The organism is Curtobacterium sp. PhB128 (assembly GCF_004340725.1).
GTDB lineage: Bacteria > Actinomycetota > Actinomycetes > Actinomycetales > Microbacteriaceae > Curtobacterium.
This window is the reverse complement of record NZ_SLUR01000002.1, coordinates 309,154-334,660: the sequence shown is the minus strand read 5'-3', so window position 1 is coordinate 334,660 and position 25,507 is coordinate 309,154. Positions and strand designations below refer to the sequence as shown.

Genomic DNA, 25,507 nt, shown 5'->3' with positions numbered 1-25,507 from the left:
TCGATGTACGGGCGGGATCAGATGTCGTCGACGGACGACGACTCGAACCGCGAGGAGATGTTGATGCCCAGCTCCTCCGCAGCGCGGAAGACCTCGTCATCGTTGTCGCGCAGGCTGACCGCCTGGCCGTCGGCCGAGAGGACCTCGACGTTCAGGCAGAGCGACTGCATCTCCTTCATGAGGACCTTGAAGGACTCGGGGATGCCGGGTTCCTGGATGTTCTCGCCCTTGACGATCGCCTCGTAGACCTTCACGCGGCCGAGGATGTCGTCGGACTTGATCGTCAGGAGCTCCTGGAGGGCGTAGGCGGCGCCGTACGCCTCGAGCGCCCACACCTCCATCTCACCGAATCGCTGGCCACCGAACTGCGCCTTACCACCCAGCGGCTGCTGCGTGATCATCGAGTACGGACCCGTCGAACGAGCGTGGATCTTGTCGTCGACCAGGTGGTGCAGCTTGAGGATGTACATGTAGCCGACCGAGACGGGCTCGGGGAACGGCTCGCCGGAGCGACCGTCGAAGAGCTGCGCCTTGCCGGACGAGCCGATCAGGCGCTCGCCGTCGCGGTTCGGGAGGGTCGAGTCGAGGAGGCCCTCGATCTCGCGCTCGTACGCACCGTCGAACACCGGGGTGGCGACCTTCGTGCCCGGAGCGGCGCTGTGCGCTGCCTCGGGGAGGGCCGATGCCCACTCCTGGATGCCCTCGACGTTCCAGCCCTGCTTGGCGAGCCAACCGAGGTGGATCTCGAGGACCTGGCCGAAGTTCATGCGGCCGGGGACGCCGAGCGGGTTCAGGACGATGTCGACCGGGGTGCCGTCGGCGAGGAAGGGCATGTCCTCGACCGGGAGGATGGTCGAGATGACGCCCTTGTTGCCGTGACGACCGGCGAGCTTGTCACCCGCGGTGATCTTGCGCTTCTGGGCGATGTAGACGACCACGCGCTGGTTGACACCAGAGCCGAGTTCGTCGTCGCCGTCCTGCGAGTCGAACACCTTGACGCCGATGATCGTGCCCTCTTCACCGTGGGGCACCTTCAGCGAGGTGTCGCGCACTTCGCGCGACTTCTCGTTGAAGATGGCGCGGAGGAGGCGCTCTTCAGCGGAGAGCTCGGTCTCGCCCTTCGGCGTGACCTTGCCGACCAGGATGTCGCCGGGGCGGACCTCGGCACCGATGCGGATGATGCCGCGCTCGTCGAGGTCGGCCAGCAGGTCCGGGCTGACGTTGGGGAGGTCACGGGTGATCTCCTCCTTGCCGAGCTTCGTGTCGCGGGCGTCGACCTCGTACTCCTCGATGTGGATCGAGGAGAGCGTGTCGTCCTTGATGAGGTTCTGCGACAGGATCATCGCGTCCTCGTAGTTGTAGCCCTCCCACGGCATGAACGCGACGAGGAGGTTCTTGCCGAGCGCGAGCTCGCCGTTCTCCGTCGCGGGACCGTCGGCGATGACCTCGCCCTGCTCCACACGCTCGCCGGCCGAGACGACCACGCGGTGGTTGTAGCTCGTGCCCTGGTTGGAGCGGTCGAACTTGCGCAGGTAAAAGGTCTGCGTGCCACCCTCGTCGAGCTGCAGGGTCACGGCGTCTGCCGAGACCTCGGAGACGACACCGGCCTTGTCGGCGGTGACGACGTCACCGGCGTCGATCGCGGTGTAGCCCTCCATGCCGGTACCGACGAGCGGCGACTCGGAACGGAGCAGCGGGACGGCCTGACGCTGCATGTTCGCACCCATGAGGGCGCGGTTCGCGTCGTCGTGCTCGAGGAACGGGATGAGCGAGGTCGCGACCGACACCATCTGGCGCGGCGAGACGTCCATGTAGTCGACTTCGCCCTTGGCGACGAGTTCGACCTCGCCACCCTTCTTGCGGACGAGGACCTTGTCGTCGGCGAAGTGGAACGAGTCGGTCAGCGGCGCGTTGGCCTGCGCGACGACGAACTCGTCCTCTTCCGAGGCGGTCAGGTAGTCGATGGTCTTCGTGACCTCGCCGTTGACGACGCGACGGTACGGGGTCTCGATGAAGCCGAACGAGTTGATCCGACCGAACGACGCGAGCGAACCGATCAGGCCGATGTTCGGGCCTTCCGGGGTCTCGATCGGGCACATGCGGCCGTAGTGCGACGGGTGGACGTCACGGACCTCGACGCCGGCACGCTCACGGGACAGACCACCCGGGCCGAGGGCCGAGAGACGACGCTTGTGCGTCAGGCCCGCGAGCGGGTTGTTCTGGTCCATGAACTGCGACAGCTGGGAGGTTCCGAAGAACTCCTTGATCGCGGCGACGACCGGACGCACGTTGATGAGCGTCTGGGGCGTGATCGCCTCGATGTCCTGCGTGGTCATGCGCTCGCGGACGACGCGCTCCATGCGGGACAGACCCGTGCGGACCTGGTTCTGGATGAGCTCGCCGACGGCGCGGATGCGACGGTTGCCGAAGTGGTCGATGTCGTCCACGTCGAGGCGCAGCTGCACCGGCTCGCCGTCACGCACGCCGTTCAGCGTGGTCTTCTCGGCGTGCAGGGACACGAGGTACTTGATCGTCGCGACGATGTCCTTGACGGTCAGCACCGAGTCGGACAGCGGGGCGTCGATCCCGAGCTTGCGGTTGACCTTGTAACGGCCCACCTTCGCCAGGTCGTAGCGCTTCGAGTTGAAGTAGAAGTTGTCGAGCAGCGCACGCGCGGCCTCGGCAGCGACCTGCTCGCCCGGGCGCAGCTTGCGGTAGATGTCCTTGAGCGCCTCTTCCTTCGTGAGGATGGCGTCCTTCTCGAGGGTCGACTCGATCGAGGCGAAGCCCTGGAACTCCTCCATGATCTCCTCGCTGGTCAGACCCAGCGCCTTGAGGAAGACCGTGACCGACTGCTTGCGCTTGCGGTCGATGCGCACGCCCACCTGGTCGCGCTTGTCGATCTCGAACTCGAGCCACGCACCACGCGAGGGGATGACGCGAGCGGAGTAGATGTCCTTGTCGGACGTCTTCTCCTGCTGGCGCTCGAAGTACACGCCGGGCGAACGGACGAGCTGCGACACGACGACGCGCTCGGTGCCGTTGATGATGAACGTGCCGCGTTCGGTCATGAGCGGGAAGTCGCCCATGAAGACCGTCTGCGTCTTGATCTCACCCGTCATGTGGTTCATGAACTCGGCGTTGACGTACAGCGGAGCGGCGTAGGTCTTGCCGCGCTCCTTGCAGTCGTCGATCGAGTACTTGGGGTCCTCGAGCTCGGGCGCCGTGAACGAGAGCTGCATGGTCTCGCCGAGGTCCTCGATCGGGGAGATCTCCTCGAAGATCTCCTCCAACCCGGAGTGCAGGGCGAGGTCGGTGCGACCCTGCTCCTGTCCCTCTGCGAGACGGGCCTTCCAGACGTCGTTGCCGACGAGCCAGTCGAAGCTCTCCGTCTGGAGTGCGAGCAGATCAGGAACCGTGAGGGTGTCCGTGATCTTGGCGAACGAGAGTCGCGAGTGGTTGCGACCGTTCTTGGGGTTGGTGGATGCGTTGGGCGCAGCAGCCAAGGGTGTGACCTCCGTAGGCCCCGTCGGGCCGATACTGACGAGCAGCATGTAGGTGAGTAGATGATCGCTCGGCGATCCCCGCGAGTTCATGCCCTGCGACCACGCCGACGCGTGCCTGACGCGGAACGTCGGTGCACGTGTGGGATGATCTCCGTGAGCGGGACCCGCCGCCATATACGGGTCCGGCTGCACCAGGGCGAGTTGAGCTTGTCCAACTCAGAACTCTGCGTCGACCGCAATATGACGACACGGATGCCAGGGAGCGCGAACTGCCATCATAGTTCGCGCCGAGTCGTGCTGTCCAGTCCTGGCTTGACCAGATTCGGCAGTGGCGTGTATAAGCCGCTCCGTGCCCGCGGAATTCCCGGCCCGCGCCCGGCCCGCAACGGCCCGCGTCCGGCCCGCGGCTGCCCGCAACGGGCCTGCGCACCCGGCCCGCGCAGTGGACCCGGCCGTGCGCTCAGCCGAGGCGCTCGCGCTCGACGTGCCCCGCGCCTCCCGGCTGGCCCTGCAGTCCGGCCAGCGCACGGAAGGCGTCCTCGGGCCGACGGGTGCGCACGAAGGTGACGCGACCACGGTCGTCGGTGAGCTCGATCCCGAGTCCGGGGGTGAGGATCAGGGCGCGCACACCGCGGCCGATCCGCAGGCCGACGCCGCCGTAGGTGCGGGCGTCCGCCTCGACGAGTCGGACGTCGGCGATGCGCCGACGCGCGATGCGCCGTGGCGGCAGCGGCCGGAAGTGCAGCGTGACGTGCGTGTCGGTGACAGCGAACCCGGCCCGCGCGAGCAGCAGGAGCACGCCCGCCACGACGGCGACGAGCGCCGGAACGATGAGCGCGGTCTCCGGTGCGTCGCCGGGCCAGGCGGTCACCGCCGCGGTCAGGCCGAGGCCACCGAGGAGCAGGACCGCGCCGACGACACGCATCCAGGTGGGCGCCGTCTCGTGGTCGGCGTGGGCCGGACGGGAGGCGCGGGGCACCCGCGTCGTCCGGCTCGCGGTCGTGCGCATGGTGGCGCGGGTCGTCGGTGCGGCCAGGCGTGCAGTGGGCACGCTCATGGTGTCAGCGGTCATGTCGGGTCTCCTGCGGCTCGGCGGAGTGTTGCATCCCGTATTTTACATGACGGGTGCGATGTGATCACGGCCAGCGCGCGCGGGTGACCGGAAGGGGCACGCGGACGCATGCCGACGGCGCGCACGCTCGAGCGGTGGGGGCGCTCGACGGCACGTCGTGGTCACGTCGGGAGGGCGGACGCGCGAGGTGTGGGGCACTGCACGCATCGACGCGGTCCCGCGTGACGACCGGATGAACAGTACGGAACGAGTCTTGGCGTCCGCTGGCCGTCCATGTGTACGCATTCACGTACCGGCCAGGACCGGTCAGCGCAGGACGCGCGCGACCGCCTCGGCGCGGGTGGCGACCCCGAGCTTCGCGAACACCTGGTTCACGTACGACTTCACCGTCGGCACCGTCAGGAACAACTCCGCCGCGATCTGCGGGTTCGTCCGGCCGGCCGCGATGCGCTCGAGCACGTCGGCCTCGCGCGGGGTCAGGTCCGGGAACCGGTCACGCAGCGCCGGCACAGCGGGTGTGGGCCCCGTCGCCCCGCCGCCCGCGAGCTGCGCCACCAGCCGCGCCCCCACCGTCGCGTCGAACGTCGACTGCCCCGACGCGACCGCCCGGATCGCCGTCGCGATCTCAGTCCGTCCGGCGTCCTTCGTCAGGTACCCGCGCGCACCCGCCCGGAGCGCGGTCACGATCGACTCGTCGTCCGCGTAGGTCGTCAGCACGAGCACCGCCACCTGCGGGTGGTCGGCCACGATGCGCGCGGTCGCCGTCGGCCCGTCGGTGCCCGGCATACGGAGGTCCATCAACACGACGTCCGGAGCGTCACGGTCCACCGCCGCGATGGCCTCGGCGCCGTCGGCAGCCTCACCCGTCACCTGCAGGTCCGGTACGAGCGACAGCACCGTCACCAGGCCGTCGCGGACGATCGCCTGGTCGTCGACGACGAGGACACGGATGGTCACGAGGCGTCCACCTCGTGCTCGCCCACCCGGTCCACCGGCAGGTGCAGCGCGACGACGAACTCGTCGTCGGATCGCTCCGCCTCGACCGTCGCGCCGCTACCGAGCTCCTCGACGCGCTCGCGCATCCCGAGCAGGCCCTGACCGCCGCCGGTGAGCGGGTTGGCCACGACGACGTCCACGGCGTCGCCGTCACGGTTGACGGACAGCGACACGGGGCGGCCGGGGGCGTGCCGGCGGGCGTTGCTGAGGGCCTCGCGGACGACCTGGACGACGGCGGCGCGGTGCGCATCGTCGAGTGCGGCCAGGGTCGCGTCGCCCTGCACCACGATGGTGCCGCCGAACGAGCGGTGGGCGGCGACCAGGGCGGTCAGGTCGGTGCGGTCGGCGCGGTCGGTGCGGTCCGGCACGTGGTCGGTGGACGGCCGGGAGGCGCGGCTCGCGTCCGGCACGTCGGCTCCGGTGGTCCGCGTGGCCCGGTCCGGGGCCGTGGTCCGGTCCGGCGTGGTGGCGCGGTCCGCGGTCGTGGTCGGATCGGGGACGGCGGCCCCGTCCGGGGTGGCACCGGGCTCGGCGTCCGCGTCGTCGCGGAGGGCGTGCACGGCTCGGCGGGCCTCGGCGAGGCCGTCCGCCGCCAGGGTCCTGGCCTCGCCGGCACGCTTCGTCGCGTCGTCGACCCGGCCGGCCTCGAGCAGGGCCTCGACCGCGTCGAGCTGCAGCACGAGTCCGCCCAGCGAGTGCGCGAGGACGTCGTGGATGTCCCGCGAGGCCCGGGACCGGTCGGCGAGGAGCTGCGCCCGCTGCTGGTCCCGCTCGGCCTGCCGCGCACGTTGCGCCGCGACCCGGAACTGCCGGCGGCTGAACCCGATGAGCACGCCGAGCAGCAGTCCGCCGCTCGTGCCGAGGACGAACTGGACCGAGGCGTGCTCGATCGTCGCGCAGACGGCGATGACCACCATCGCCCCCACCGCGGCCACCGCCGCGAGCCAGACCGGCACCCGGAGGTTCGCGCCGAGCAGGACGATCCCGACGATCACGGGGACGATCATGAGCGAGTCGGTCGCCACCACGGTCAGGGAACCGGCGGCGATCATCACCGCGCCCGCGACGACGAGCAGCTGCGGCGTCCGGCCGAACTCACGGAGCGCCCACGCGGCGAGCGCCACCGCGCCGAGCACCCACACCCACGCGGGGGGCTGCAGCTCGAGTCCGTTCTTCACGAACCAGAACCCGACGATCGCGATGCCGAGGGCGTTGAGTCCCCAGGCGGTTGCCGAACGGGACCGACCCCCGGGGAGGTCGGTCGGGTCCTGTCCGCTCAGCAGGGTCACCGGACCATCATGCCGCGGGTGGTGCGGCGGCTGGCGGTCCGGTCTCCGCGGTCTCCGCGGTCTCCGCGCGGGATGCGCTGGTCGATGACGACGGCGCGGGCGGCGCGGTTCAGGGCGAGCACGAGCAGGATCGCGCCGGTCGAGGTGAGCAGGTGCGCACCGAGGTGGCCGCCGAGCACATCGAGGCCGACGCGCACGGCGATGAGCACGATCCAGAGGGACGCACCGAGCCAGCCCGTGCGGGACTGGATCGTCCGCCCCTTGCTGTCCGGGGTGGCGACCGTGCGGAACCGGGTGATGGTGCCCATCGTCAGGCCCACACCGATCGTGATCAGGGCCTCGATGCCGAGGAACACGACGTCGGTCGTGGTGATCGTCGCCCCCGACTGGGACAGCACCACCACACCGACGATCGCCATGATCATCGGCGTGCGCCAGATGCGCGCCGGGTCGAGGTACTGCCAGGTGGCCTGGCGGTACCCGAGGAAGCCGACGAGGGCGACGCCGATCAGGACGTTGACGAGGAGCTGGACCGACATGGTGTGCCTTTCGAGGTGACCCGGCGGGACGTCCCCGACCGATGGATCCAGCCTCGTTCCGGTGCGTTCGCGGGCACACCAACCAGGGGTGGGGGCCGGGTGGTGATCGCGGTGCCGGTCGGGTGGTGTTCGATTGACCGCATGGCTGATGCGTTCGACGGGTTCCGGATCGGTGCGGGGTACTCGGTGGTCGAGCCGGACCGGCACCGCCCCGGGTCCTTCACGCTCGTGGTGGACGGCACGCCGCAGTCGCACGTCGACCTCGAGGACCCGACCCACCTGGCGTTCGAGTACATCCGACGGATCGGGCACGCCATCGACCTGCTGCCGTCCGGCCCGGTCACGGCGCTGCACCTCGGCGCCGGTGCCCTGACGCTCCCCCGGTACGTCGCGGTGACCCGGCCGGGCTCCCGCCAGCAGGTCATCGAGCTCGAGCGCGACCTGGTGGACCACGTCCGCGAGGTCCTGCCGTTCCCCCGCGGCGCGTCGATCCGGGTTCGGTACGGCGACGCGCGCGAGGTGCTCGGCAAGCTCCCCTCCGGGCTGCGCGGCACGGTGGACCTGGCGGTGGTGGACGTCTTCGGCGGCTCGCAGATCCCGGCGCACGTGACGAGCATCGAGTTCTACCGCGAGGTCGCCGCGTTCCTGTCGCCGACCGGCATCGTCGCCGTGAACGTGGCCGACGGCGCGGGTCTCGCGTTCGCGCGGGGGCAGGCGTCGACGCTGCAGGCCGTGCTGCCGTCGGTCGCAGCGGTGGCGGACACCGGCATGCTCAAGGGGCGCCGGTTCGGGAACATCGTGCTGCTCGGTTCGCCGACCGACCTGCCGATCGCCGAGATGCCGCGGCGGTACTCGTCGGACCCGATGCCGGCGAAGGTCGTGCACGGGGCCGAGCTGCGGGCGTTCATCGCCGGGGCGCCGATCGTCACCGACGCGACGGCCGTGGCGTCACCAGAGCCGAACCGGAGCGTGTTCGGCGCCTGACCCCGCGGTGACGACGTGGCGGCGCGCGAGGCCGTTCCCGGGCACTCGGCGGGTGCGGCTGTCAGGATGGTCTGAACGACCGCGCAGGTGCGCGACCGAGCGATGGGATCCCCTGATGACGAACGACGACCGGAGCAACCAGGACCGGACGGGCGACGGCCAGGCGCCGAGCTGGGGCGAAGCCCCGCAGCAGCAGCCCGCCGCCGACGCACCGCGGTACGGCGAGCGGAGCGACCCGACGCCGCAGTACGGGCAGTCCGCCCCGCAGTACGGCGAACAGCAGAACCAGTACGGGCAGCAGCAGTACGGGCAGCAGCAGGACCAGTACGGCCAGCAGCAGGACCAGTACGGCCAGCAGCAGTACGGCCAGCAGCCGTACGCCGCGGCGCCCGCGAGCTCCGGTTCGCCCGCATGGCAGAGCTACGAGGAACCGAAGGCCAAGAAGAAGACCGTCGGCGTGATCGCGTTCGTGGTCGGCCTCGCCGCCCTGGTCGTCGGAGCCATCGGCGGGTACCTGTTCGGGCAGTCGTTCGGCGCTTCCGACGCCTTCCGCGACTCGATGCAGAACAGCGGAGCGACGCCGAGCGACGCGCAGATCACCGAGCTGATGACCTCGTCAAACGTCATCACCGGGTCCCTCATGTTCTACCTGGGCACGGCCCTCGGCCTGTGGGCGATCGTGCAGGGCATCATCGCTGCCGTCACCAAGCGTGGCCGCGGTTGGGGCGTCTTCGCGATCGTCCTCGCCGTCGTCGCGCTCATCGTCTTCGTCGTGGCGGTCGGCGTCGCTGCGGTCGCGGCGAGCGGGATGTCCTGATCCGCTGAGCCCGTCCGGAACGGCCCGTCGTGCTCCGGCACGGCGGGCCGTTCTGCGTCCACCGCCGCGAAGCCTGAGCGCGTCGCACCGGCCGCTCCCGGCAGAGCGCGGCTACCCTCGAACCGATGTCCCTCCCGCCCGACGACCGCCAGCAGCCCGACCCGTCCGACCCGTCCCGTGAACCGCGCCACGCGGCTCCCGTGACGGCCGGGGTCAGCCCGGGCAGCACCTTCGCGCCCATCAGCCTGCGGCCGGCGGTCGACGTCGACGCCGTGCACCAGCGTCTGCGCGACCTCGGCCAGAGCCGCAGCACCGAGGCGCTCGCGGAACGTGCCGAGCTCCTCCGCCTGCTCGGCCGTCTCGACGAATCCCTCGTCGTCGCGGAGGAGGTCTTCCGCCTCGCGATGTTCACGGGCGAGCGTCAGGACAAGGTCGCCGCCCGGATCCGGCGCGCGCACATCCTGCACGACCTGGGTCGCCACGAGCGTGCCGCGACCGAGGCTGCCCTGGCCCGCGACACCGCCGCGACCGAGGAGTGGCCGGAGCTCGAGGGTGCCGCCGCCGAGATCGAGGGGTGGTCGCTGTTCGAGAACGACCGCTTCGAAGAGGCCCGCGCCGCGCTGTCCCGCGCCTACCAGGCGTTCCGCCAGGCCGGTGCCCCGTCCGAGCGCACCGACGCCCTGCGCACCGCGGTCGAGGCGGCGATGCGTGCCTCGATCACGCACCCCGCCGAACCCGCCGACAAGCCGCGGACGGCCCGCGAGGTCGCCGCCCGCCGCGCCGAGGACGACGAACCGCCCATGCGCGTCGCCGAGCCGGTCAAGCAGGTCCCCCCGATCCGCCGCCGGGTGCTCGGGGCGCCGGACGCTGCTCGCACCGAGGCCGACGACATCTGGGGACGGATCGCCGCCCGGGCAGCCAAGAAGGGCCAGGCCGACCCCCGCGCCGACCAGTGACCGCACTCGAGACGGTCCGTTCCCGAGCCGAGGCACTCATCACCGAACACCTCGGCGCGGGCTCGTGGGCCTTCGGGTTCGACCACGCGAAGACCCGCGCAGGACAGTGCGACTTCGCCCGGAAGCGCATCACCGTCAGCCGGCACCTGGCGACACGGTTCTCGGACGACGACGTCGAGCAGGTCCTGCTGCACGAGGTCGCCCACGCCCTCGCCGGCGCCCGTGCGGGCCACGGCCCGAAGTGGAAGCGGACCGCGTCCGCCATCGGGTACACGGGTTCACGGCTGCACGACGGCCCGATCGCCAGCGAGCTCGCACCGTGGATCGGGACATGCCCCGCCGGACACGAGCACTTCCGCTACCGAACGCCCACCCGCCCGCTCGCCTGTGCCCGGTGCTCCCGCCGGTTCGATCCCCGCAACGCCATCGTCTGGCGGCGCCGGAGCGAGGCTGACACCCCGTCGACGGTGGCCTCGACTACCGTATGAGTCCGCCCGCGCGCGGAGGCGCGCCGGTAACCCGTTAGCCTGGACGGATGCACACGGGGCAGCACATCCGCACGGACGCCGGATCCACCTGGTTCTTCGACGCCGGTCGGATCGCCCTGGACTTCGCGCACACCGGTGGGTTCGCCGACGACCCGGACGGCCGGCGTCCCCGATCGCAGCTCGGCGAGCTGCTCGCGAGCCCGGCGGACCTCGACGAGTGGCTCAGCGACCACACCGAACCGATCGACGTCGGGGCGAGCGCGCGCGAGCTGCAGGACGCCCGCGCGCTCCGCGCGGCGATCGCCCGACTCGCCGTCGCCGCAGCCCCCGGCCCGGCGACCACCGCGGCCGAGCGCACCGCCGTCGCGGCGGGCCTTCGTGCCGGGACCGGCCGCACGCGCCCCGCGCCCGACGACATCGACACCGTCAACCTGTTCGCCGCCCTGCCGGACGTGCCCCCGAGCCTCCCGGGTGGCCGCCGACGTGCCGGAGCGAACCGTGTCCGCCTGGCCCAGGCACTGTCCAGCGTCGCGCGCGACGCCGTCGCGCTGTTCACCGAGGTCGGCTTCGACGACGTCGAGGCCGACGGCCGTCCGACGCGTCTGAGCCGCTGCTCGGCCGACGACTGCGCGCTGGTCTTCTACGACTCCTCGCGGGGCGGGACGCGTCGCTGGTGCTCGATGCAGCGGTGCGGGAACCGCGCCAAGGTCCGTGCGCACCGCGCTCGGCGCGCGGCGGTCTGACCACCCTCCAGCCGGCCGACAAGGCATCGCGAAGAAAAAGATTCGGTGCGCCGAATTCTCTGGCATGCTGGGTCCCGTGACCGACACCGCCGCAGCCAGGACCACCGAGGAACCCACGGGTACCCCGAGGCGCCGCGCCGCCGGCCTCACCCTGCTCGGCCCGGCGTTCGTCGCGGCCATCGCCTACGTCGACCCCGGCAACGTGGCGGCCAACCTCACCGCCGGGGCGAAGTACGGCTACCTGCTCCTCTGGGTCCTGGTCGCCGCGAACGCGAGCGCGGTCGTCGTGCAGTACCTGTCCGCCAAGCTCGGCGTCGTCACGGGCAAGTCCCTGCCGGAGCACCTCGGCCTGCGGATGCGTCGCACCCCGAGGCTGCTGTTCTGGGGGCAGGCCGAGATCGTCGCGGCCGCGACCGACATCGCCGAGGTGATCGGCGGCGCACTCGCCCTGCACCTGCTCTTCGGCCTGCCGCTCGTCGCCGGTGGGCTCATCACGGGCGTGGTCTCGATGCTCCTGCTGACCCTGCACAGCCGCCGCGGGACCCGCACCTTCGAAGCCGTCGTCACGGCGATGCTCGCGATCCTGACCGTCGGCTTCTGCGCCGGGCTGCTCTTCGCGCAGGTCTCCCCCGCCGAGCTCGTCAGCGGCCTGGTGCCGCGGTTCGAGGGCTCCGAGTCGGTGATGCTCGCGGCGTCGATGCTCGGCGCGACGGTCATGCCGCACGCGGTGTACCTGCACTCCGCGCTGGCCCGCGACCGGCACGGCGACGTCCCCGCCGGCCCCGAGCGCCGCCGCGTGCTCGTCGCGACCCGGTGGGACGTCGGTCTCGCGCTGGTGGTCGCCGGCGGCGTGAACATCTGCATGCTCGTCCTGGCCGCGGCGACCCTGCCCGGCGTCGCCGACACCGACTCGATCCCCGGTGCCCAGCGGGCGATCGCCGACCACGTCGGGCCCGTCGTCGGGGTGCTGTTCGCGGTGGGGTTGCTGGCGTCGGGGCTGGCCTCGACCTCGGTCGGCTGCATGGCCGGCGCCGAGATCATGAAGGGGCTGCTGCACGTCCGGATCCCGCTCGTGGCACGGCGCGTGATCACCCTGGTGCCGGCGATCGTGCTGCTCGCGATCGGTGCCGACGCGACGATGCTGCTGGTGGTGAGCCAGGTGGTGCTGAGCTTCGGGATCGCCTTCGCGATCGTCCCGTTGGTCGTCTACACGTCGCGCCGCAGCATCATGGGCACGGACGTGAACGCCGCGACCACCCGCGTGGTGGCGTGGGTGATCGCGGCGGTCATCGTGGCGCTCAACGTCGCGCTGATCGTGCTCACGGTGACGCAGTGAGCGGCGACGCGGTGCGCGGCGACGCGGTGCGCGGCACGACGTCCGTCGTCACTCGACGACCGTGACGTCCTTCCAGAACGCGACGTAGCCCGAGTAGTCCTTGCCGACGCGGTCGAACGATGACGGGATCGGCGTCGGGTAGGACCACGCGCGGTCCTGCAGCGCCTGTCCGTCCACGTTCACCGTGAAGTACTGGGTGTCGCCCTTCCACGGGCAGTGGTACTGGGTGGGGCTCTCGGTGAACAGCTCGGACTTCACGCTCGACGGCGGGAAGTACCAGTTGCCCTCGATCTTGATGAGGTCCTCTTCCGGGGCCTCCGCGATCACCGTGTCGCCGACGACTGCCTTCATGCGTTGCTCCTTCGCTCGCTGGTGCCGGACGGCCTGGACGGCGCTCCGGTCCCTGTCCGCCCGAACGCTACGCCCGGCCCCGCGATTCCCGCAGGACGACCAGTTCCGGTCCGACGGCGAGCGCCGCGTGCACCGGCTCGCGACCGAGGACGGCCGCGCTCTCGGAGGCCGTGACCAGGTGCTTCACCGCGCGCCGGAGCCCGGTGTACGCCGCGCAGGCCGCGGCGGCCTCCGGTGAGGTGTGGTCGATCCCGACCGCGGCGAGCGCGTCGACGACGGCGCCGGCGGCGAGCAGGTCCTCGACGGCGAAGTCGGGTGCGTCGGGCACGTCGACGGTCTCGCCCGCGGCCTCGGCCGCGTCGTCCAGCGCTCCGGGATGGTGCAGCCCGGCGGCGACGACCGCGACGACGCACCGGTCGCCACGATCGGCCTGGAGGCCCGTCACCCGTTCCGCGATCGCACTCGCGTTGCCGAGGTGGCCGAGCACGACCTCCGGACCGTCCGGCAGCTGGACGGTCGCGTTCCGCAGCGCGCGGCGCTGCGCCGCCGCGTCCGGCGAGCTCGGCAGGACGTCCACCCAGACGACGAGGTGTGCGCCGTGGGCGATGCGTGCCGCACCACCGGTGCCCCACGCGAACCGGACCTGGTACTGCTCCTGGGTGCGTTCTGCCACGTCCGTCACGATAGCCGTCCGGGCGATGCTGTCCCTCTCCACAGGGTGGCCGTCCCGACAGGCTCCACCATGGTCGACGACCGTAGGATGCACTTCCATGGAGATCGCCCCCGCGCCCACCCTGACCGGCGACCGTGTGACGCTCGAGCCCCTCGCGCAGGAGCACGCGGAAGACCTGCGGGCAGCGGTGACGGACGGCGATCTGTGGCGCACCTGGTACACCTCGGTCCCCGCGCCGGCCCAGGTCGAGGACGAGATCGACCGGCGCCTCGCCGAGCACGATGCCGGCCGCATGGTGCCCTTCGCGGTGCGTGACCGTCCGACCGGCCGCGTGGTGGGCTCGACGACCTTCATGAACATCGACGCGGGCAACCGGCACGTCGAGATCGGCAGCACGTTCCTGGCGAAGTCGGCGCAGCGTTCGGGCATCAACACCGAGGCGAAGCTGCTGATGCTGTCCCACGCGTTCGAGGCCTGGCAGTGCATCGCGGTGGAGTTCCGCACGCACTGGCACAACCACCAGTCCCGCGCCGCGATCGCCGGTCTGGGCGCGAAGCAGGACGGCGTGCTGCGGAACCACTCGATCGGTCGCGACGGCACGCTCCGCGACACCGTGGTGTTCTCGATCATCGCCTCGGAGTGGCCGGCGGTCCGGCTGTCCCTGGCCGAGCGGCTCCGGCGGCACGACCGCGCCGAGGGGTCGCGCCGCCGGTCCGCCCGGCACGCCTGACCGTCAGAGCGTGTGACGGACCGTCCGGTCACCGAGCGGCTGGACCGGACGCGCGTTCTCGACGTGCGCTGCCTCGAGGTCGGCGAGCTGGTCGGCGCCGAGCTCGATCGGGTCCTCGAGCACGATCCACCGCACCCCCTCGGTGCAGGGCGGCGTGGTGAGCGAGCCCTCGTAGGTCGCGAAGGAGCGCGACGCGGGCAGCATCGCCTCGACGTCCACCGTGCTCTCCCGGCCGGCACCCGCCGTCGCCCCGGCGAGGTAGCTCTCGTAGGCGGGGTTGTGCGCGCCCCGCTCGGCGAGGACCCCGACGACGGTCAGGGTCCCGCGGTCGTCGGCGTGCACGAAGTGGAACTCCGCGTCGGCCGGATCGCCGTCGACGGTGTGCTCCGAGCCCGCGTGGAAGTGCATCTGCACCAGGTCGAGGTCCGCGCCGGCGATGGTCGTCGAGGCACCGTCGCCGGCGGTGAACTGCACGGTGTGCCCGTTGTCCGCCGTCAGACCCCGGACGGCGCCCGAGCCCACGAGGTCGAGGTCGGCGCCACCGCGGGCGGGCGGGAGGTCGATCGGGGACTGCTGGTCGCCGGTGCCGCACGTGCCGTACTCGTCGGTGAGACCACCCCAGTGCTGCGGGGCGCCTGCTCCCTCGTACGACCACGACGTGCCGGCGTCGTGCGCGTCGGCCTCGGGAGGCGTTCCGGCCGCGCACCCGGCGAGGACGAGGAGGACGGCGGGGGCGGCGAGCAGGGGGAGGCGGGGATGAGTGGATCGCATGCTGCACACACTCACATACTCGTATTTCACATTTGCCGAGAGCGGCCGTCGCCCGCGAGCGTAGGGTCCTGGGCATGCACGTCGGTATCCGGATCGTCCTCGATGCGCCGGTCGACGCCGTGCGCGATGCCCTGCTGTCCCCGTCCGTGATGGTCGCGGTGACGAAGCCGTTCCTGGTGTACCGCTCGCGCGGCCCCGAGGGGTTCCCCGAGCGGTGGGAACCGGGGCACCCGCACCCGATCACCGCGAGTGCGTTCGGCCTCGTGCCGAGCGGCGACACGCACGTCGACCTCGACCTGTACGAGATCGACGGCGTCCCCGTGCAGCGTGACAACGGCGGCGGCACGAGCGGGCTGTTCGGCCGCATGACGATGCGCCACCGGATGGCGGTCGTGCCGGCTCCCGGCGACCGGACGCTGCTCATCGACCGCCTGACCTACCGGATGCGGCCGTGGCCCCTCGGCGCACTGCTGTGGCCGGGGATGTGGGTCATCTGGCAGTGGCGGGCGTACCGGATGCGTGCGCTCGCGCCCACCTGGCGGACGGATGCTGCCTGACCGAGGCGAGTCGGGCCTCCCGTCCACCGCGGAGCGGGCGTAGCCTCGACCACGTGAGCCAGACGCGCCCCCACGAGCCGACGACCGACGACCATGTGCGCAGCACGCTGGCGACCGTGGACTGGCGGCGCATGACGTTCGACCTGTACCGCCGTGTCCGCGCGACGCCCGATCCCCAGATCGCGCACGCACTGTGGCGGGAGACCCGCGACGCGATGTTCGCGGAGCACCCCGCGTCGCCGCTCCTGGACGAGGACGCCCGCGACTTCGAGTCGCTGCCCGTGCCGGACTACGACCCCGCCTGGCGGTTCCAGGTGCGCATCGAACCGGCCGAGCCCGCCGAGTTCGACTACGAGACCGGCACCGACGGAACCGTGCACTTCGACCGCCTCGGTGTCGTGACGGTCCCGGGCGTCGGCACGCTCGACGTCTGGTCGCACGGCGGCTACGCGGGCGGGCTGTTCGTCCCCGTGAAGGACTCCAGCGCCGGCAAGGCCCGCGGCACGTACGGCGGCGGACGCTACCTGCTCGACACGATCAAGGGCTCGGACCTGGGCGGCGACGACGCCGACTCGCTCGTGCTGGACTTCAACTTCGCGTACAACCCGTCGTGCGCGTACGACCCGGCGTGGGCGTGCCCGCTCGCGCCTCCCGGCAACACCGTGCCGGTGCCGATCCCGGTCGGCGAGCAGTACGACTTCTAGGGTGGAACGCATGGCAGGACTGGTCGCACTCGACGCCGGCGGACGCGTGCCGCCCTTCGAGCAGGTCCGCTCGCAGATCGCGGCACAGATCGGCGCGGGGTACCTCGTCGACGGCGAACGGCTGCCGAGCGTGCGGGGGTTGGCCGACGAGCTCGGGCTGGCGGCCGGCACGGTCGCGAAGGCCTACCAGCTGCTCGAGGAGGCCGGGCTCGTGCACACCGCGCGTGGTGCCGGCACCCGGGTGGTGCGGCCGGCCGAGGTGCCCGACGCCGTGGCCGATGCGGCCCGCGCGCTGGCTGCCGCTGCCCGCGCCGCCGGACTGTCCGCCGATCAGGCGGCCACCGCGCTCAAGGACGCCTGGCCCGCCTGACGCGAGAAGCGTACGCTAGGATAATTTTAAATACCACAAGCTGTAGGGGGAAATATGACCAGTGAACGCTATGCAATGACGCTCAGCATGAATGTCCTTCGCCATCTGGGTATCGGCCTCTATAGCAACAATCCGGCAGTACTCTCCGAAGCCGTTGCGAACGCCTGGGACGCAGATGCGTCGACCGTGCAGATCGATATCGACAGCGCCCGTCGAGAAATCATCGTCGCCGACGACGGCACAGGTATGACTCTGAGTGATGTCAATGAACGCTTCCTGCGTGTCGGCTACCAGCGGCGAGAAGACGACAGGGCGGTGACGGCGTCCGGGCGGCCAGTAATGGGGCGCAAAGGCATCGGCAAGCTCGCTTTGTTCAGCATCGCCGATGAAATCCTCGTCGAAACAACTACGGGCGGCCAGCCTGAAGCGTTTCTTCTGGAGATGAAAGGCATTACGGAAGCTATTGGTACTGACGATCCGACAGCTACAGGTAAATACCATCCCGTTCCGCAGGACACCGGGAGTATCGATTTCCCAAAGGGAACTCGACTCACTCTGCGGGCATTAAAGAATGACCCCGGTAAAACGAGCTCCCATCTAATGCGGCGCCTCGCACGTCGATTCAGCATTATTGGTCCGGCGAGCAACTTTGAAGTGATACTCAACGGAGAGCCAATCGAACCCGCACAACGGGGGCTCCAGAAGATGGCGCAGTACGTGTGGCAGTTGAACGGCGAACCCAGCCAGACGGACTACACAAATGCCGAATACTTTGAGCACCGCGGGGTCCAACCGTCGTCCCTGAGGGGCTGGATCGCCACAGCGCGCGATACCAGCAAGTTGAGCGAAGAGGCTAACGGCGACTCATTGAATCGCATCCCACTTCTGATCCGCGGCAAAGTTGCACAAGAAGATCTTCTAGATAGTCTCAACGATGTAGGAATCTACCGAAATTATCTATTCGGCGAGATACACGCCGACTTCCTCGATGACGAGGATAGTGAGGATATCGCGACAAGCAGTCGGCAATCTATTCGGGAGGATGACGAACGCTTCGTAGCCCTCAAAAGTGCATTGAGGGCAGAGTTGCAGACCATTAAACGACAGTGGACGGAACTAAGGGGCAAGGCAGGCGTAGATGCTGCTCTCGCTATTCCCGAGGTCAAAGAGTGGTATCTGACTCTTGGTCGTGACACCCGTGCGAAGGCGGAGCGGTTGTTCCGCAAAATAAATCAACTTGGTCTCTCAGAAACCAGTAGCGCCGAGCTGCTGGCCCAAAGCGTACTCGCGTTCGAACTTATGAAGCAACGAGATAACCTGGACGCGCTCGAGGAACTCGACCCCGAAGATTTGAAATCTCTTGGTAAAGTGCTCACCACCAGTGCCGACCTAGAGGCCGCCCTTTACCACAAGATCGTCCGTTCTCGCCTAGCGGTGATTGAGAAGCTTGCGACGCTGACGGACAGTAATGCGAAAGAAAAGTTTCTACAGGAGCATCTCTTCAACCACGTATGGCTTTTGGACCCAGGCTGGGAACGCGCTTCCGCTGTAACAATGGAGCAGCGAATGGCGACAGCTTTTGCTGAGATTGCAGATCGCCTTTCTGATGAGGAACGAAACAGTCGCTACGACATTCGCTATCAACGGACCTCGGGCCAACACGTCATCATTGAACTCAAGCGGGCAACTGTCGTCACGAATACGAACGAGCTGGACAGGCAGATCAGAAAGTACTATAACGCCGTCCGCGAGTGGCTTCGGGACAACGGCCGAGAGAATGAGACGGTGGCGGTCGTCTGCGTCGTCGGCAAACCGCTAAGTGACTGGTCCGACGTAGACGGCCGCAGTATAAGTAACGAGCAGCTCGCCGCACGTAAGGCCCGAGTGGTGCTCTACGACGAACTGATCGATAACGCACGTTCCTCCTATCAGGACTACTTGAATGCAAACGAGTCCGTTGGGAGAATTCAGAAGCTTCTCGACGCCATCGCAACGTCGAGTTCTGCGTCCATTGAGGACGATGTCTCAGACGGTAATCAAGGCGCTTCGGAGCTCGGCGGTAGGACAAGTCTCAAGGACGAAGCCGAGGCTTATTTGGAACTCGCAACTGAAACACACTGAGACCGCGGGGCGTCGTCATGCTGGTGTCATGAGGTAGGATCACGGCAGGCCAACGGCTCCGAGCGGGTGCCGGGTGGTTTCTAGTGCAGCATTTCAAACTGTAGAAGGTCGGCCCGTGGTCCTCTCATCTGTTATTGCGAGCGACAGCTTCAAGGTCGCCGAGTTCTTTGCCGGGGTAGGGCTCGCGAAGCTTGGCCTGGAAGATGGGGAATTCACCGTAGTCTGGTCTAACGACTATGACCCGCGAAAGAAGCGAGTCTTTGACGCGATTCATGGGCCGGAACACGTCTATGACGAGCGCGATGTGGCAAATATCCGTGGAGCGGATATCCCAGATATAGACCTTGCTTGGGCATCATTCCCTTGTACCGATCTATCGCAAGCCGGTCTTCGCGCTGGCATTCGGGGCAGAGAAAGTGGTGCCTACTGGCATTTCTCTCGAGTACTGAAAGAGATGGGTGATCGCGCGCCCTCCGTGATCGCGATCGAGAACGTCGGGGGATTTGTCAGCGGGAACGAAGGAAAGGATCTTTCTGCCGTCCTAATGGACTTAAAGGAACTTGGATACCAACTTGACGTGATCCCGCTCGACGCCGCGATGTTCGTTGCCCAATCGCGTCCGCGCTTGTTCATCGTGGGCTCAAAGTCGGTTCCCGAACCTCCGGTTTCGGCTGCGGAATCGAGGGAAGCCAGCCGACTCAGTGGCCTACTCCCATATCTGAATGAGAAGCTCGTTTCGTACGCACCCGCATTGCCGACGACCCAGCACCCTGAGACTTTCTCCTCGCTGGCAGCCCGGGTTGAAGAGGACACTCAGGTGACTTGGTGGGACGCCTCGTCGGTAAGTGCAGCTCTCAAGTCTCTTTCTCCGCGACAGGCAGCTAGGATCGCATCTCTTCGCGACTCCAGCGTTACCTCCTACCGGACGGGGTATCGACGGATGCGACTCGGTGTCCCCACCTGGGAGTTCCGCGCGGACGAGCGGGCCGGATGCCTGCGGACTCCAAAAGGAGGTTCGTCGGTGCAAGCCGTGCTTCGAGCGGGACGCGGTGTTGTAAATATTCGATGGATGGGTCCAGCTGAGTACGCTGAGCTGATGGGCGTCAACCACCCAGTCACCGCACATCTCCGCCGGTCTGATCAGCTGTGGGCATTCGGAGATGCAGTTTGCGTGCCAGTCGTATCATGGCTGGCGCGCGAATATCTCGGCCCTTTGGTTGCTAGCACGGCGTCCGATTTCCGTGGAGATGTGCTCTTAGCCGCTGCCGGGTAAATATCAGCAGTGCTCGAAGACGTAGGCGTCGTCGGTCGGCGTGACCAGGTCGCGGTCGCGCAGGATCGTCATCGCCGGGCGGCTCTTCAGCTTGCAGACCGACCCCCAGGAGCGCTCGAGGGTGTCCGCGTACTCGATGTCGATGACCCGCTTGCCGTAGGCCTTCGTGTACGCCGAGCACTCCCGGTACTGCACGCACTCCTCGGCGACGACGAAGTCGAACCCGGTCTGCTTCCGGCCGGAGGCCCCGAGCTGCGGCGTGTTCTTCTGCCCGACGGCCAGGCCGTGGCGGTGCCCGGTGTCGACGAGTGACTTCGCCAGCGCGAGGTTGCCGGCGCGCGTCAGACGCTTCCCGCTCCGGGTCCACGAGTCGAGGTTGTCGAACTCGACCGCGTCGAACCCGCGGTCGCCGCAGCGGGCGATGGACTTCGCGAGCACCTTCGTGATGAGCGCGCGCTTCGCGGCCGTCCGGGTGTCGAGGAGCATCTCGTCCGGCCAACCCGGGTCGGACACCGGCTTGCCGGCCCGGTCGCGCAGGATCGCCGACGGGTAGGACCCCGTCCACGTGCGGGCGGACTCGGGCTGCGTCTGGAACCCGTTGACGTAGCAGATGTCGTACTTGCCCTTCGCGGGCTTCGCGGTGCTGTCCCGCTCGACGATCGTCACACCGGACGGCGGCGTGTAGGAGCCGCCGAGCTGGTAGTCCGGGCGCCCCGAGGTCGGCAGGTTGCGGTAGCTCGCCGCAGCGCTGGTCGGAGCAGCTTCGGCGCAACCGGCCGTGCCGAGGACGGCCACCAGGGCCATCGCGGTGGTGATCAGGACGGTTCGCGTACGCACCCGGGAATCCTCGCATGCGCACGGCGAACGGACCGGTCCTGGGTTCTGCGGGGTCGACACGCTATGCTGGTGGTACTCGAGACGCCGATCGTCTCGTGCGTCGTACGGACGCCCCGAACTCCCGACCACGTTCCACTGATCCTCTGGTCGATGATCGAGCACCTCCCGAAGGTGCCCAGGCTTCTCTGCTGCGGCGACTGCGCCAGCCACCTCTGTTGGCGCGCATCCCGCCCGCGCGCTGCCTCAGAGCGCGCCCACAGCCGGTCTCATCCGGCTCGAAAGGTCACCATGACCACCAATGACCTCCGTTTCTCCGACCTGGGCGTCCCAGCGCCGATGGTCGCCGTCCTCGCCGACCAGGGCAAGGAGACCGCGTTCCCGATCCAGGAGGACACGCTCCCCGACTCCCTGCAGGGCAAGGACGTCCTCGGCCGTGGCCGCACCGGCTCCGGCAAGACGATCGCCTTCGCGATCCCGCTCGTCGCCCGCCTCGCCGCCAGTGGCCGCAAGCGCCGCGCCGGCCGCCCCCGCGCCCTGGTGCTCGCCCCGACCCGTGAGCTCGCGACCCAGATCGACGTCGCCCTCGCCCCGCTCGCCAAGGCCATGGGCCTCAACACCACGACCATCTTCGGTGGCGTCGGACAGGGCCGTCAGGTCGACGCCCTGCGCGGCGGCGTGGACGTCGTCGTGGCGTGCCCGGGTCGCCTCGCCGACCTCATGCAGCAGGGCCACGTCAACCTCGGTGACATCGAGGTGACCGTCCTCGACGAGGCCGACCACATGGCCGACATGGGCTTCCTGCCCGGCGTGACCAAGATCATGCAGGCGACGCCCGAGCAGGGGCAGCGTCTGCTGTTCTCCGCCACGCTCGACAACGGCGTGGACAAGCTCGTCAAGAAGTTCCTGCACAACCCGGTGATGCACTCCGTCGACGAGGCGAACAGCCCCGTCGAGGCGATGACCCACCACCTGTTCGAGGTCGCCGACGCCGACGCGAAGAAGCACCTCGTGAGCACCCTCGCCTCGGGCAACGGTCGCCGCATCCTCTTCATGCGCACCAAGCACCACGCCAAGCGCCTCGCCAAGCAGCTCAGCAGCCAGGGGATCCCGGCCGTCGACCTGCAGGGCAACCTGTCGCAGGGCGCCCGTGAGCGGAACCTGGCGAAGTTCTCGTCCGGCGAGGCCCTCGTCCTCGTCGCCACCGACGTCGCCGCCCGTGGTGTGCACGTCGACAACGTCGAGCTCGTCGTGCACGTCGACCCGCCCACCGAGCACAAGGCGTACCTGCACCGCTCGGGCCGTACCGCCCGTGCCGGTTCGTCCGGTGACGTGGTCACGGTGACGATGCCCGCCGAGCGTCGCGACGTCGCACAGATGATGCGTGCCGCCGCGATCAAGGTCACCCCGCAGCAGGTCACCGCGACCTCCCCGGCGGTCACCACGCTCGTCGGCGAGATCGCCCCGATCCGCCACGTCGCCGAGGACCAGCCCGCGCAGCACCAGCGTCAGCCGAAGCAGCGCTCCGCCGACTCCGCCGGTGACCGTGGTCGTCGTGGTCGCGGCGGCCGTCCGGGAGGCTCGGGTCAGCCCGCGCGCTCCGGCTCGGCTTCCGAGTCCGCCGGTTCGGCCGGGGGCCGTCAGGGCCGTCCGGCTCGCGGCGCACGTTCCGAGGGCACCGGGCGCTCCGCCGCAGCGGGCGCGGGCTCGACGGGTGGTCGCCGCAGCGGCGGCAGCCGTCGCGCCGGCAGCGACACCGTGCGCGGTGGGTCCTCTGCCGTCTGGTCCTCGGACGGTGGCTACGCCGCGGGCCGTGGAGCCGGCCAGGAGTCGGGCGGGGGCCGTCGTGGCTCGTCGCGCCGTGCCTCCCGTCCGGCCGGCGCTGCCGACCGCCACTGACCTGTCGACCCGGCCCGCGCTGACCAGCGGGGGACAACCTTGGGGGCGCCTGCGAAGCGGACGCCCCCGAGGCGTAGGTTCTCCTTCACCGGATGCCGCGCAAGCGGCTGACGGGGAAACGTCCGCTGTTGGAAGGAGTGCCTATGGCTGGGATCGAAGACATCAAGAACGCCGCTGAGAAGGCGGCAGGCAAGGTCAAGGAGGCCGTCGGGAACGCGACGGACAACGACCACCTCAAGGCTGAGGGCAAGACCGATCAGGTCAAGGCCGACACCAAGCAGGCGGGTACGAACGTCAAGGACGCCGCTTCCGGCGTCGCCGACAGCCTCAAGAGCGACCGCGACACGAAGTAAGAAGCCGGTTCACTACCGCGCTGCAAAGCCCCCGGATCCGATCGGATCCGGGGGCTTCGTCGTGCGCGGGTGCTCCGTCGTGTTCCAGAACCGGGCGGGTCGCTACATGAGCGCGCCGACCGACGCGAGGCCCGCGCGCAGCAGGGCGCCGCGGCCACCCTCCATGTCGTCGGCGACGCCGTCGGACGCGGCTTCCATCGGGGTCATCCAGGTGAGCTCGAGGGCGTCCTGCCGGGGCTCGCACGTGCCGGTGACCGGGACGACGTAGGCCAGCGAGATCGCGTGCTGTCGCTCGTCGGTGTAGACCGAGGCGCCGGGCAGCGGGAAGTACTCGGCCACGGTGAACGGCGTCGGGCTCGACGGCAGCTGCGGGAACGCCATCGGGCCGAGGTCCTTCTCGAGGTGACGGAAGAGCGCCGTGCGGATGGACTCGCCGAACATCACGCGACCGGACACCAGGGTGCGGACGATCGAGCCGCTCGGGGCCACACGCAGCAGCACTCCGACCTCGGTCACGACGCCGAGCCCGTCGGTACGGACGGGGATCGCCTCGACGTAGCAGATGGGGAGTCGACGACGCGCGTTGGCGAGTTCCTCGTCGGACAGCCAGCCGGAGTCGGGGTCGGGGGTTTGCAACGAGGCCATGCACCGTGTCTACCAGGGACGGCGTCGAGTTCGGCGGAAGGCGCGGGACTTGGGGATGGTTAGCGTTGTCCACATGATCGATGCAGACCTGGTGCAGTGGACCCGTCCCGCGGAAGAACGCGCAGGGACACCGCTGCTCGTGACCATGCACGGGGTGGGGTCGAACGAACGCGACCTGCTCGGACTCGCCCCCGCGCTGCCGGCGGCCTGGACGATGGCGTCACTGCGGGCACCGATGCCGTGGGGCCAGGGGTTCAGCTGGTACCCGCTCGGGACGCCGGGCTCCCCCGCACTCGAGCCCGTCGACACCGCAGTCGCCGAGGTGCTCGCGTGGGTCGACTCCGTCGCCGCCGACCACCCGCGGATCGGGCTGCTCGGGTTCTCGCAGGGCGGGTCGATGGCGCTGCAGCTGCTGCGCGCACGGCCCGCGGCGTTCGCGTTCGCGGTGTCGCTGTCCGGGTTCGTCGTGCCGGGGGTGACGGATGGGCGTGACGAGACCGTCGCCGCCGTCCGGCCGCGGGTGTTCCTCGGGCACGGCGACCTCGACCCGGTGATCCCGGCGGAGGCCACCGCGCGGACGCAGGCGTGGGCGGCGGCGAACACCACCGTGACGGACCGGACGTACGAGGGGCTGCCGCACGCGGTGTCGGCAGCGGAGCTGTCGGACGTCGCCGCGTTCATCGGGGCGTAGGCGCGGGGCGCGCTTGGTGAGCAGAAAAGGTCGAGTCCAGGCGTGCGGACTCGACCTTTTCTGCTCACGATGCGCCGGGGTTAGCCCCGGCGACGACGGACGGGAGGCACGGTGCGGGCTGGCACCGTGCCTCCCGTTCGTGGGTTCCGCCGTCAGTCGGCGAGGATCTGCAGGAGGTCCTTGCGGAGCTGGTCGACCTTGGCGGTGGCGGCCTTGGCCTGGTCCTCCGTCGCGGTCGTCCGGTACATCTGCAGGACGCCCATGGTCTTCCGGAGCGCTTCGAAGAACTCGCGCTGCGCGTCCGGGATCCCGGGGGCCGCGTCGAGTGCCGCTGCGATCTCGTCGGCCTTCGCCTCGGCCTCGGCCTTGCCGGCGTCGGTGAGCTCGAAGAGGGTCTTGCGGCCGTCGCCCGACGAGACCACGAGGTCTTCGTCGACGAGCTGCTGGAGCGTCGGGTAGACCGAGCCGGGGCTCGGCTTCCAGGCGCCGCCGGTGCGCTCGGCGATGGTCTTGATCACGGCGTAGCCGTTCTGCGGCCCCTCGGCCAGCAGGCCGAGGATCGCGAGGCGGACGTCACCGCGGCGGCGGCGTTCGCGCCCGAAGCCGGGTCCGCCGAAGCCGCCGAAGCCGGGGCCGAAGCCCATGCCCATGCCCGGCCCGAAGCCCGGGCCGAAGCCACGGCCGCCTCGGCCGCCGTGCTCGTGGTCACCGCGGTCGCGGCCGGGGAAGCCGGCGCCGTGGTGCTGCCGCGCGCCGCCGAAACGGGGGCCGCGCGGGTGGTGGTTGCTTTCGTTGTCGTTGTGCATGGG

Annotated in this window: 26 protein-coding genes; 15 read left to right on the top strand and 11 right to left on the bottom strand. The window is 69.5% G+C overall.

Features of this window, described 5'->3' with window-relative positions; genetic code table 11:
* Positions 1–17 precede the first annotated feature (17 nt).
* The 5 genes from rpoB to EDF23_RS05675 form a co-directional block, all read right to left on the bottom strand.
* Positions 18–3,506 carry a DNA-directed RNA polymerase subunit beta gene (rpoB, locus tag EDF23_RS05695; RefSeq protein ID WP_111083490.1) on the bottom strand — a complete coding sequence of 1,163 codons (3,489 nt, stop codon included), beginning with the start codon at positions 3,504–3,506 and terminating at the stop codon, positions 18–20.
* A gap of 460 nt (positions 3,507–3,966) precedes the next feature.
* A complete protein-coding gene (locus EDF23_RS05690) occupies positions 3,967–4,578 on the bottom strand; it encodes a hypothetical protein (protein WP_131921035.1) in 612 nt (203 codons plus the stop codon).
* 306 nt (positions 4,579–4,884) lie between these two features.
* Complete coding sequence (locus tag EDF23_RS05685; RefSeq protein ID WP_123293106.1) at positions 4,885–5,535, bottom strand: response regulator transcription factor; 651 nt, start codon at positions 5,533–5,535, stop codon at positions 4,885–4,887.
* Positions 5,532–6,863 carry a histidine kinase gene (locus EDF23_RS05680; protein WP_131921034.1) on the bottom strand — a complete coding sequence of 444 codons (1,332 nt, stop codon included), beginning with the start codon at positions 6,861–6,863 and terminating at the stop codon, positions 5,532–5,534. Before EDF23_RS05680 ends, EDF23_RS05685 begins: the two co-directional genes overlap by 4 nt.
* Positions 6,860–7,402 carry a hypothetical protein gene (locus EDF23_RS05675; RefSeq protein ID WP_131921032.1) on the bottom strand — a complete coding sequence of 181 codons (543 nt, stop codon included), beginning with the start codon at positions 7,400–7,402 and terminating at the stop codon, positions 6,860–6,862. The genes EDF23_RS05680 and EDF23_RS05675 overlap by 4 nt, the downstream gene beginning before the upstream one ends.
* Before the next feature lie 141 nt (positions 7,403–7,543).
* Between EDF23_RS05675 and EDF23_RS05670 the strand changes: the two genes are divergently transcribed.
* The 6 genes from EDF23_RS05670 (at position 7,544) to EDF23_RS05645 (ending at position 12,726) form a co-directional block, all read left to right on the top strand.
* Positions 7,544–8,386: a fused MFS/spermidine synthase gene (locus EDF23_RS05670; RefSeq protein ID WP_123339452.1), complete on the top strand. Its 843-nt coding sequence runs from the start codon at positions 7,544–7,546 to the stop codon at positions 8,384–8,386.
* A gap of 115 nt (positions 8,387–8,501) precedes the next feature.
* On the top strand, positions 8,502–9,203 hold the full coding sequence (locus EDF23_RS05665; RefSeq protein ID WP_131921030.1) for a DUF4064 domain-containing protein: 702 nt from the start codon (positions 8,502–8,504) through the stop codon (positions 9,201–9,203).
* A 125-nt stretch (positions 9,204–9,328) separates the two neighbouring features.
* Entirely contained in the window at positions 9,329–10,159 is an 831-nt protein-coding gene (locus EDF23_RS05660) for a hypothetical protein (protein ID WP_131921028.1), read from the top strand.
* Positions 10,156–10,647: a SprT-like domain-containing protein gene (locus EDF23_RS05655; RefSeq protein ID WP_131921026.1), complete on the top strand. Its 492-nt coding sequence runs from the start codon at positions 10,156–10,158 to the stop codon at positions 10,645–10,647. Before EDF23_RS05660 ends, EDF23_RS05655 begins: the two co-directional genes overlap by 4 nt.
* A 47-nt stretch (positions 10,648–10,694) precedes the next feature.
* Positions 10,695–11,390: a CGNR zinc finger domain-containing protein gene (locus tag EDF23_RS05650; RefSeq protein ID WP_111083499.1), complete on the top strand. Its 696-nt coding sequence runs from the start codon at positions 10,695–10,697 to the stop codon at positions 11,388–11,390.
* A 76-nt stretch (positions 11,391–11,466) separates the two neighbouring features.
* A complete protein-coding gene (locus EDF23_RS05645) occupies positions 11,467–12,726 on the top strand; it encodes an Nramp family divalent metal transporter (RefSeq protein WP_207895445.1) in 1,260 nt (419 codons plus the stop codon).
* Between the two features lie 48 nt (positions 12,727–12,774).
* Here the strand turns inward: EDF23_RS05645 and EDF23_RS05640 are convergent, their stop codons facing one another.
* Both EDF23_RS05640 and EDF23_RS05635 read right to left on the bottom strand, forming a co-directional pair.
* Entirely contained in the window at positions 12,775–13,077 is a 303-nt protein-coding gene (locus EDF23_RS05640) for a DUF427 domain-containing protein (protein WP_111083501.1), read from the bottom strand.
* A 67-nt stretch (positions 13,078–13,144) separates the two neighbouring features.
* Entirely contained in the window at positions 13,145–13,750 is a 606-nt protein-coding gene (locus EDF23_RS05635; protein ID WP_243648821.1) for a hypothetical protein, read from the bottom strand.
* Positions 13,751–13,847: 97 nt separating this feature from the next.
* Between EDF23_RS05635 and EDF23_RS05630 the strand changes: the two genes are divergently transcribed.
* Complete coding sequence (locus EDF23_RS05630) at positions 13,848–14,480, top strand: GNAT family protein (RefSeq protein ID WP_131921024.1); 633 nt, start codon at positions 13,848–13,850, stop codon at positions 14,478–14,480.
* A 3-nt stretch (positions 14,481–14,483) separates the two neighbouring features.
* On the opposite strand, the gene EDF23_RS05625 is transcribed toward EDF23_RS05630, so the two are convergent.
* Positions 14,484–15,251, bottom strand: a complete 768-nt coding sequence (locus tag EDF23_RS05625; protein ID WP_131921022.1) for a carbonic anhydrase family protein — start codon at positions 15,249–15,251, stop codon at positions 14,484–14,486.
* Between the two features lie 74 nt (positions 15,252–15,325).
* On the opposite strand from EDF23_RS05625, the gene EDF23_RS05620 reads away from it, so the two are divergent.
* The 5 genes from EDF23_RS05620 to dcm all read left to right on the top strand — a co-directional run bounded on the left by EDF23_RS05620 (position 15,326) and on the right by dcm (position 20,276).
* On the top strand, positions 15,326–15,808 hold the full coding sequence (locus EDF23_RS05620; RefSeq protein WP_131921020.1) for a hypothetical protein: 483 nt from the start codon (positions 15,326–15,328) through the stop codon (positions 15,806–15,808).
* Positions 15,809–15,939: 131 nt separating this feature from the next.
* Complete coding sequence (locus EDF23_RS05615) at positions 15,940–16,512, top strand: DUF1684 domain-containing protein (protein WP_131921119.1); 573 nt, start codon at positions 15,940–15,942, stop codon at positions 16,510–16,512.
* A gap of 10 nt (positions 16,513–16,522) precedes the next feature.
* Entirely contained in the window at positions 16,523–16,882 is a 360-nt protein-coding gene (locus tag EDF23_RS05610; RefSeq protein WP_165901018.1) for a GntR family transcriptional regulator, read from the top strand.
* A 54-nt stretch (positions 16,883–16,936) separates the two neighbouring features.
* The gene (locus EDF23_RS05605; RefSeq protein WP_131921018.1) at positions 16,937–19,003 is read left to right on the top strand and encodes an ATP-binding protein; all 2,067 of its coding nucleotides are present in this window, start codon (positions 16,937–16,939) and stop codon (positions 19,001–19,003) included.
* A 115-nt stretch (positions 19,004–19,118) separates the two neighbouring features.
* Positions 19,119–20,276 (top strand): DNA (cytosine-5-)-methyltransferase, encoded by a 1,158-nt coding sequence (gene dcm / locus EDF23_RS05600; RefSeq protein ID WP_131921016.1) that lies wholly within the window; start codon positions 19,119–19,121, stop codon positions 20,274–20,276.
* A 3-nt stretch (positions 20,277–20,279) separates the two neighbouring features.
* Here the strand turns inward: dcm and EDF23_RS05595 are convergent, their stop codons facing one another.
* Positions 20,280–21,113, bottom strand: a complete 834-nt coding sequence (locus EDF23_RS05595) for an endo alpha-1,4 polygalactosaminidase (protein WP_123293090.1) — start codon at positions 21,111–21,113, stop codon at positions 20,280–20,282.
* A gap of 288 nt (positions 21,114–21,401) precedes the next feature.
* On the opposite strand from EDF23_RS05595, the gene EDF23_RS05590 reads away from it, so the two are divergent.
* Together EDF23_RS05590 and EDF23_RS05585 are read left to right on the top strand one after the other, a co-directional pair.
* Positions 21,402–23,009, top strand: a complete 1,608-nt coding sequence (locus EDF23_RS05590; RefSeq protein ID WP_131921014.1) for a DEAD/DEAH box helicase — start codon at positions 21,402–21,404, stop codon at positions 23,007–23,009.
* A gap of 143 nt (positions 23,010–23,152) precedes the next feature.
* Positions 23,153–23,362, top strand: a complete 210-nt coding sequence (locus EDF23_RS05585) for a CsbD family protein (RefSeq protein WP_111083508.1) — start codon at positions 23,153–23,155, stop codon at positions 23,360–23,362.
* A gap of 102 nt (positions 23,363–23,464) precedes the next feature.
* Here EDF23_RS05585 and EDF23_RS05580 read toward each other — a convergent pair whose 3' ends face one another.
* A complete protein-coding gene (locus EDF23_RS05580; protein ID WP_111083509.1) occupies positions 23,465–24,007 on the bottom strand; it encodes an NUDIX hydrolase family protein in 543 nt (180 codons plus the stop codon).
* A 73-nt stretch (positions 24,008–24,080) separates the two neighbouring features.
* Here EDF23_RS05580 and EDF23_RS05575 point away from each other — a divergent pair, with 73 nt between their 5' ends.
* Positions 24,081–24,698: an alpha/beta hydrolase-fold protein gene (locus EDF23_RS05575; RefSeq protein ID WP_165901017.1), complete on the top strand. Its 618-nt coding sequence runs from the start codon at positions 24,081–24,083 to the stop codon at positions 24,696–24,698.
* Between the two features lie 152 nt (positions 24,699–24,850).
* On the opposite strand, the gene EDF23_RS05570 is transcribed toward EDF23_RS05575, so the two are convergent.
* The gene (locus EDF23_RS05570) at positions 24,851–25,504 is read right to left on the bottom strand and encodes a PadR family transcriptional regulator (RefSeq protein ID WP_243648820.1); all 654 of its coding nucleotides are present in this window, start codon (positions 25,502–25,504) and stop codon (positions 24,851–24,853) included.
* Positions 25,505–25,507: the final 3 nt, after the last annotated feature.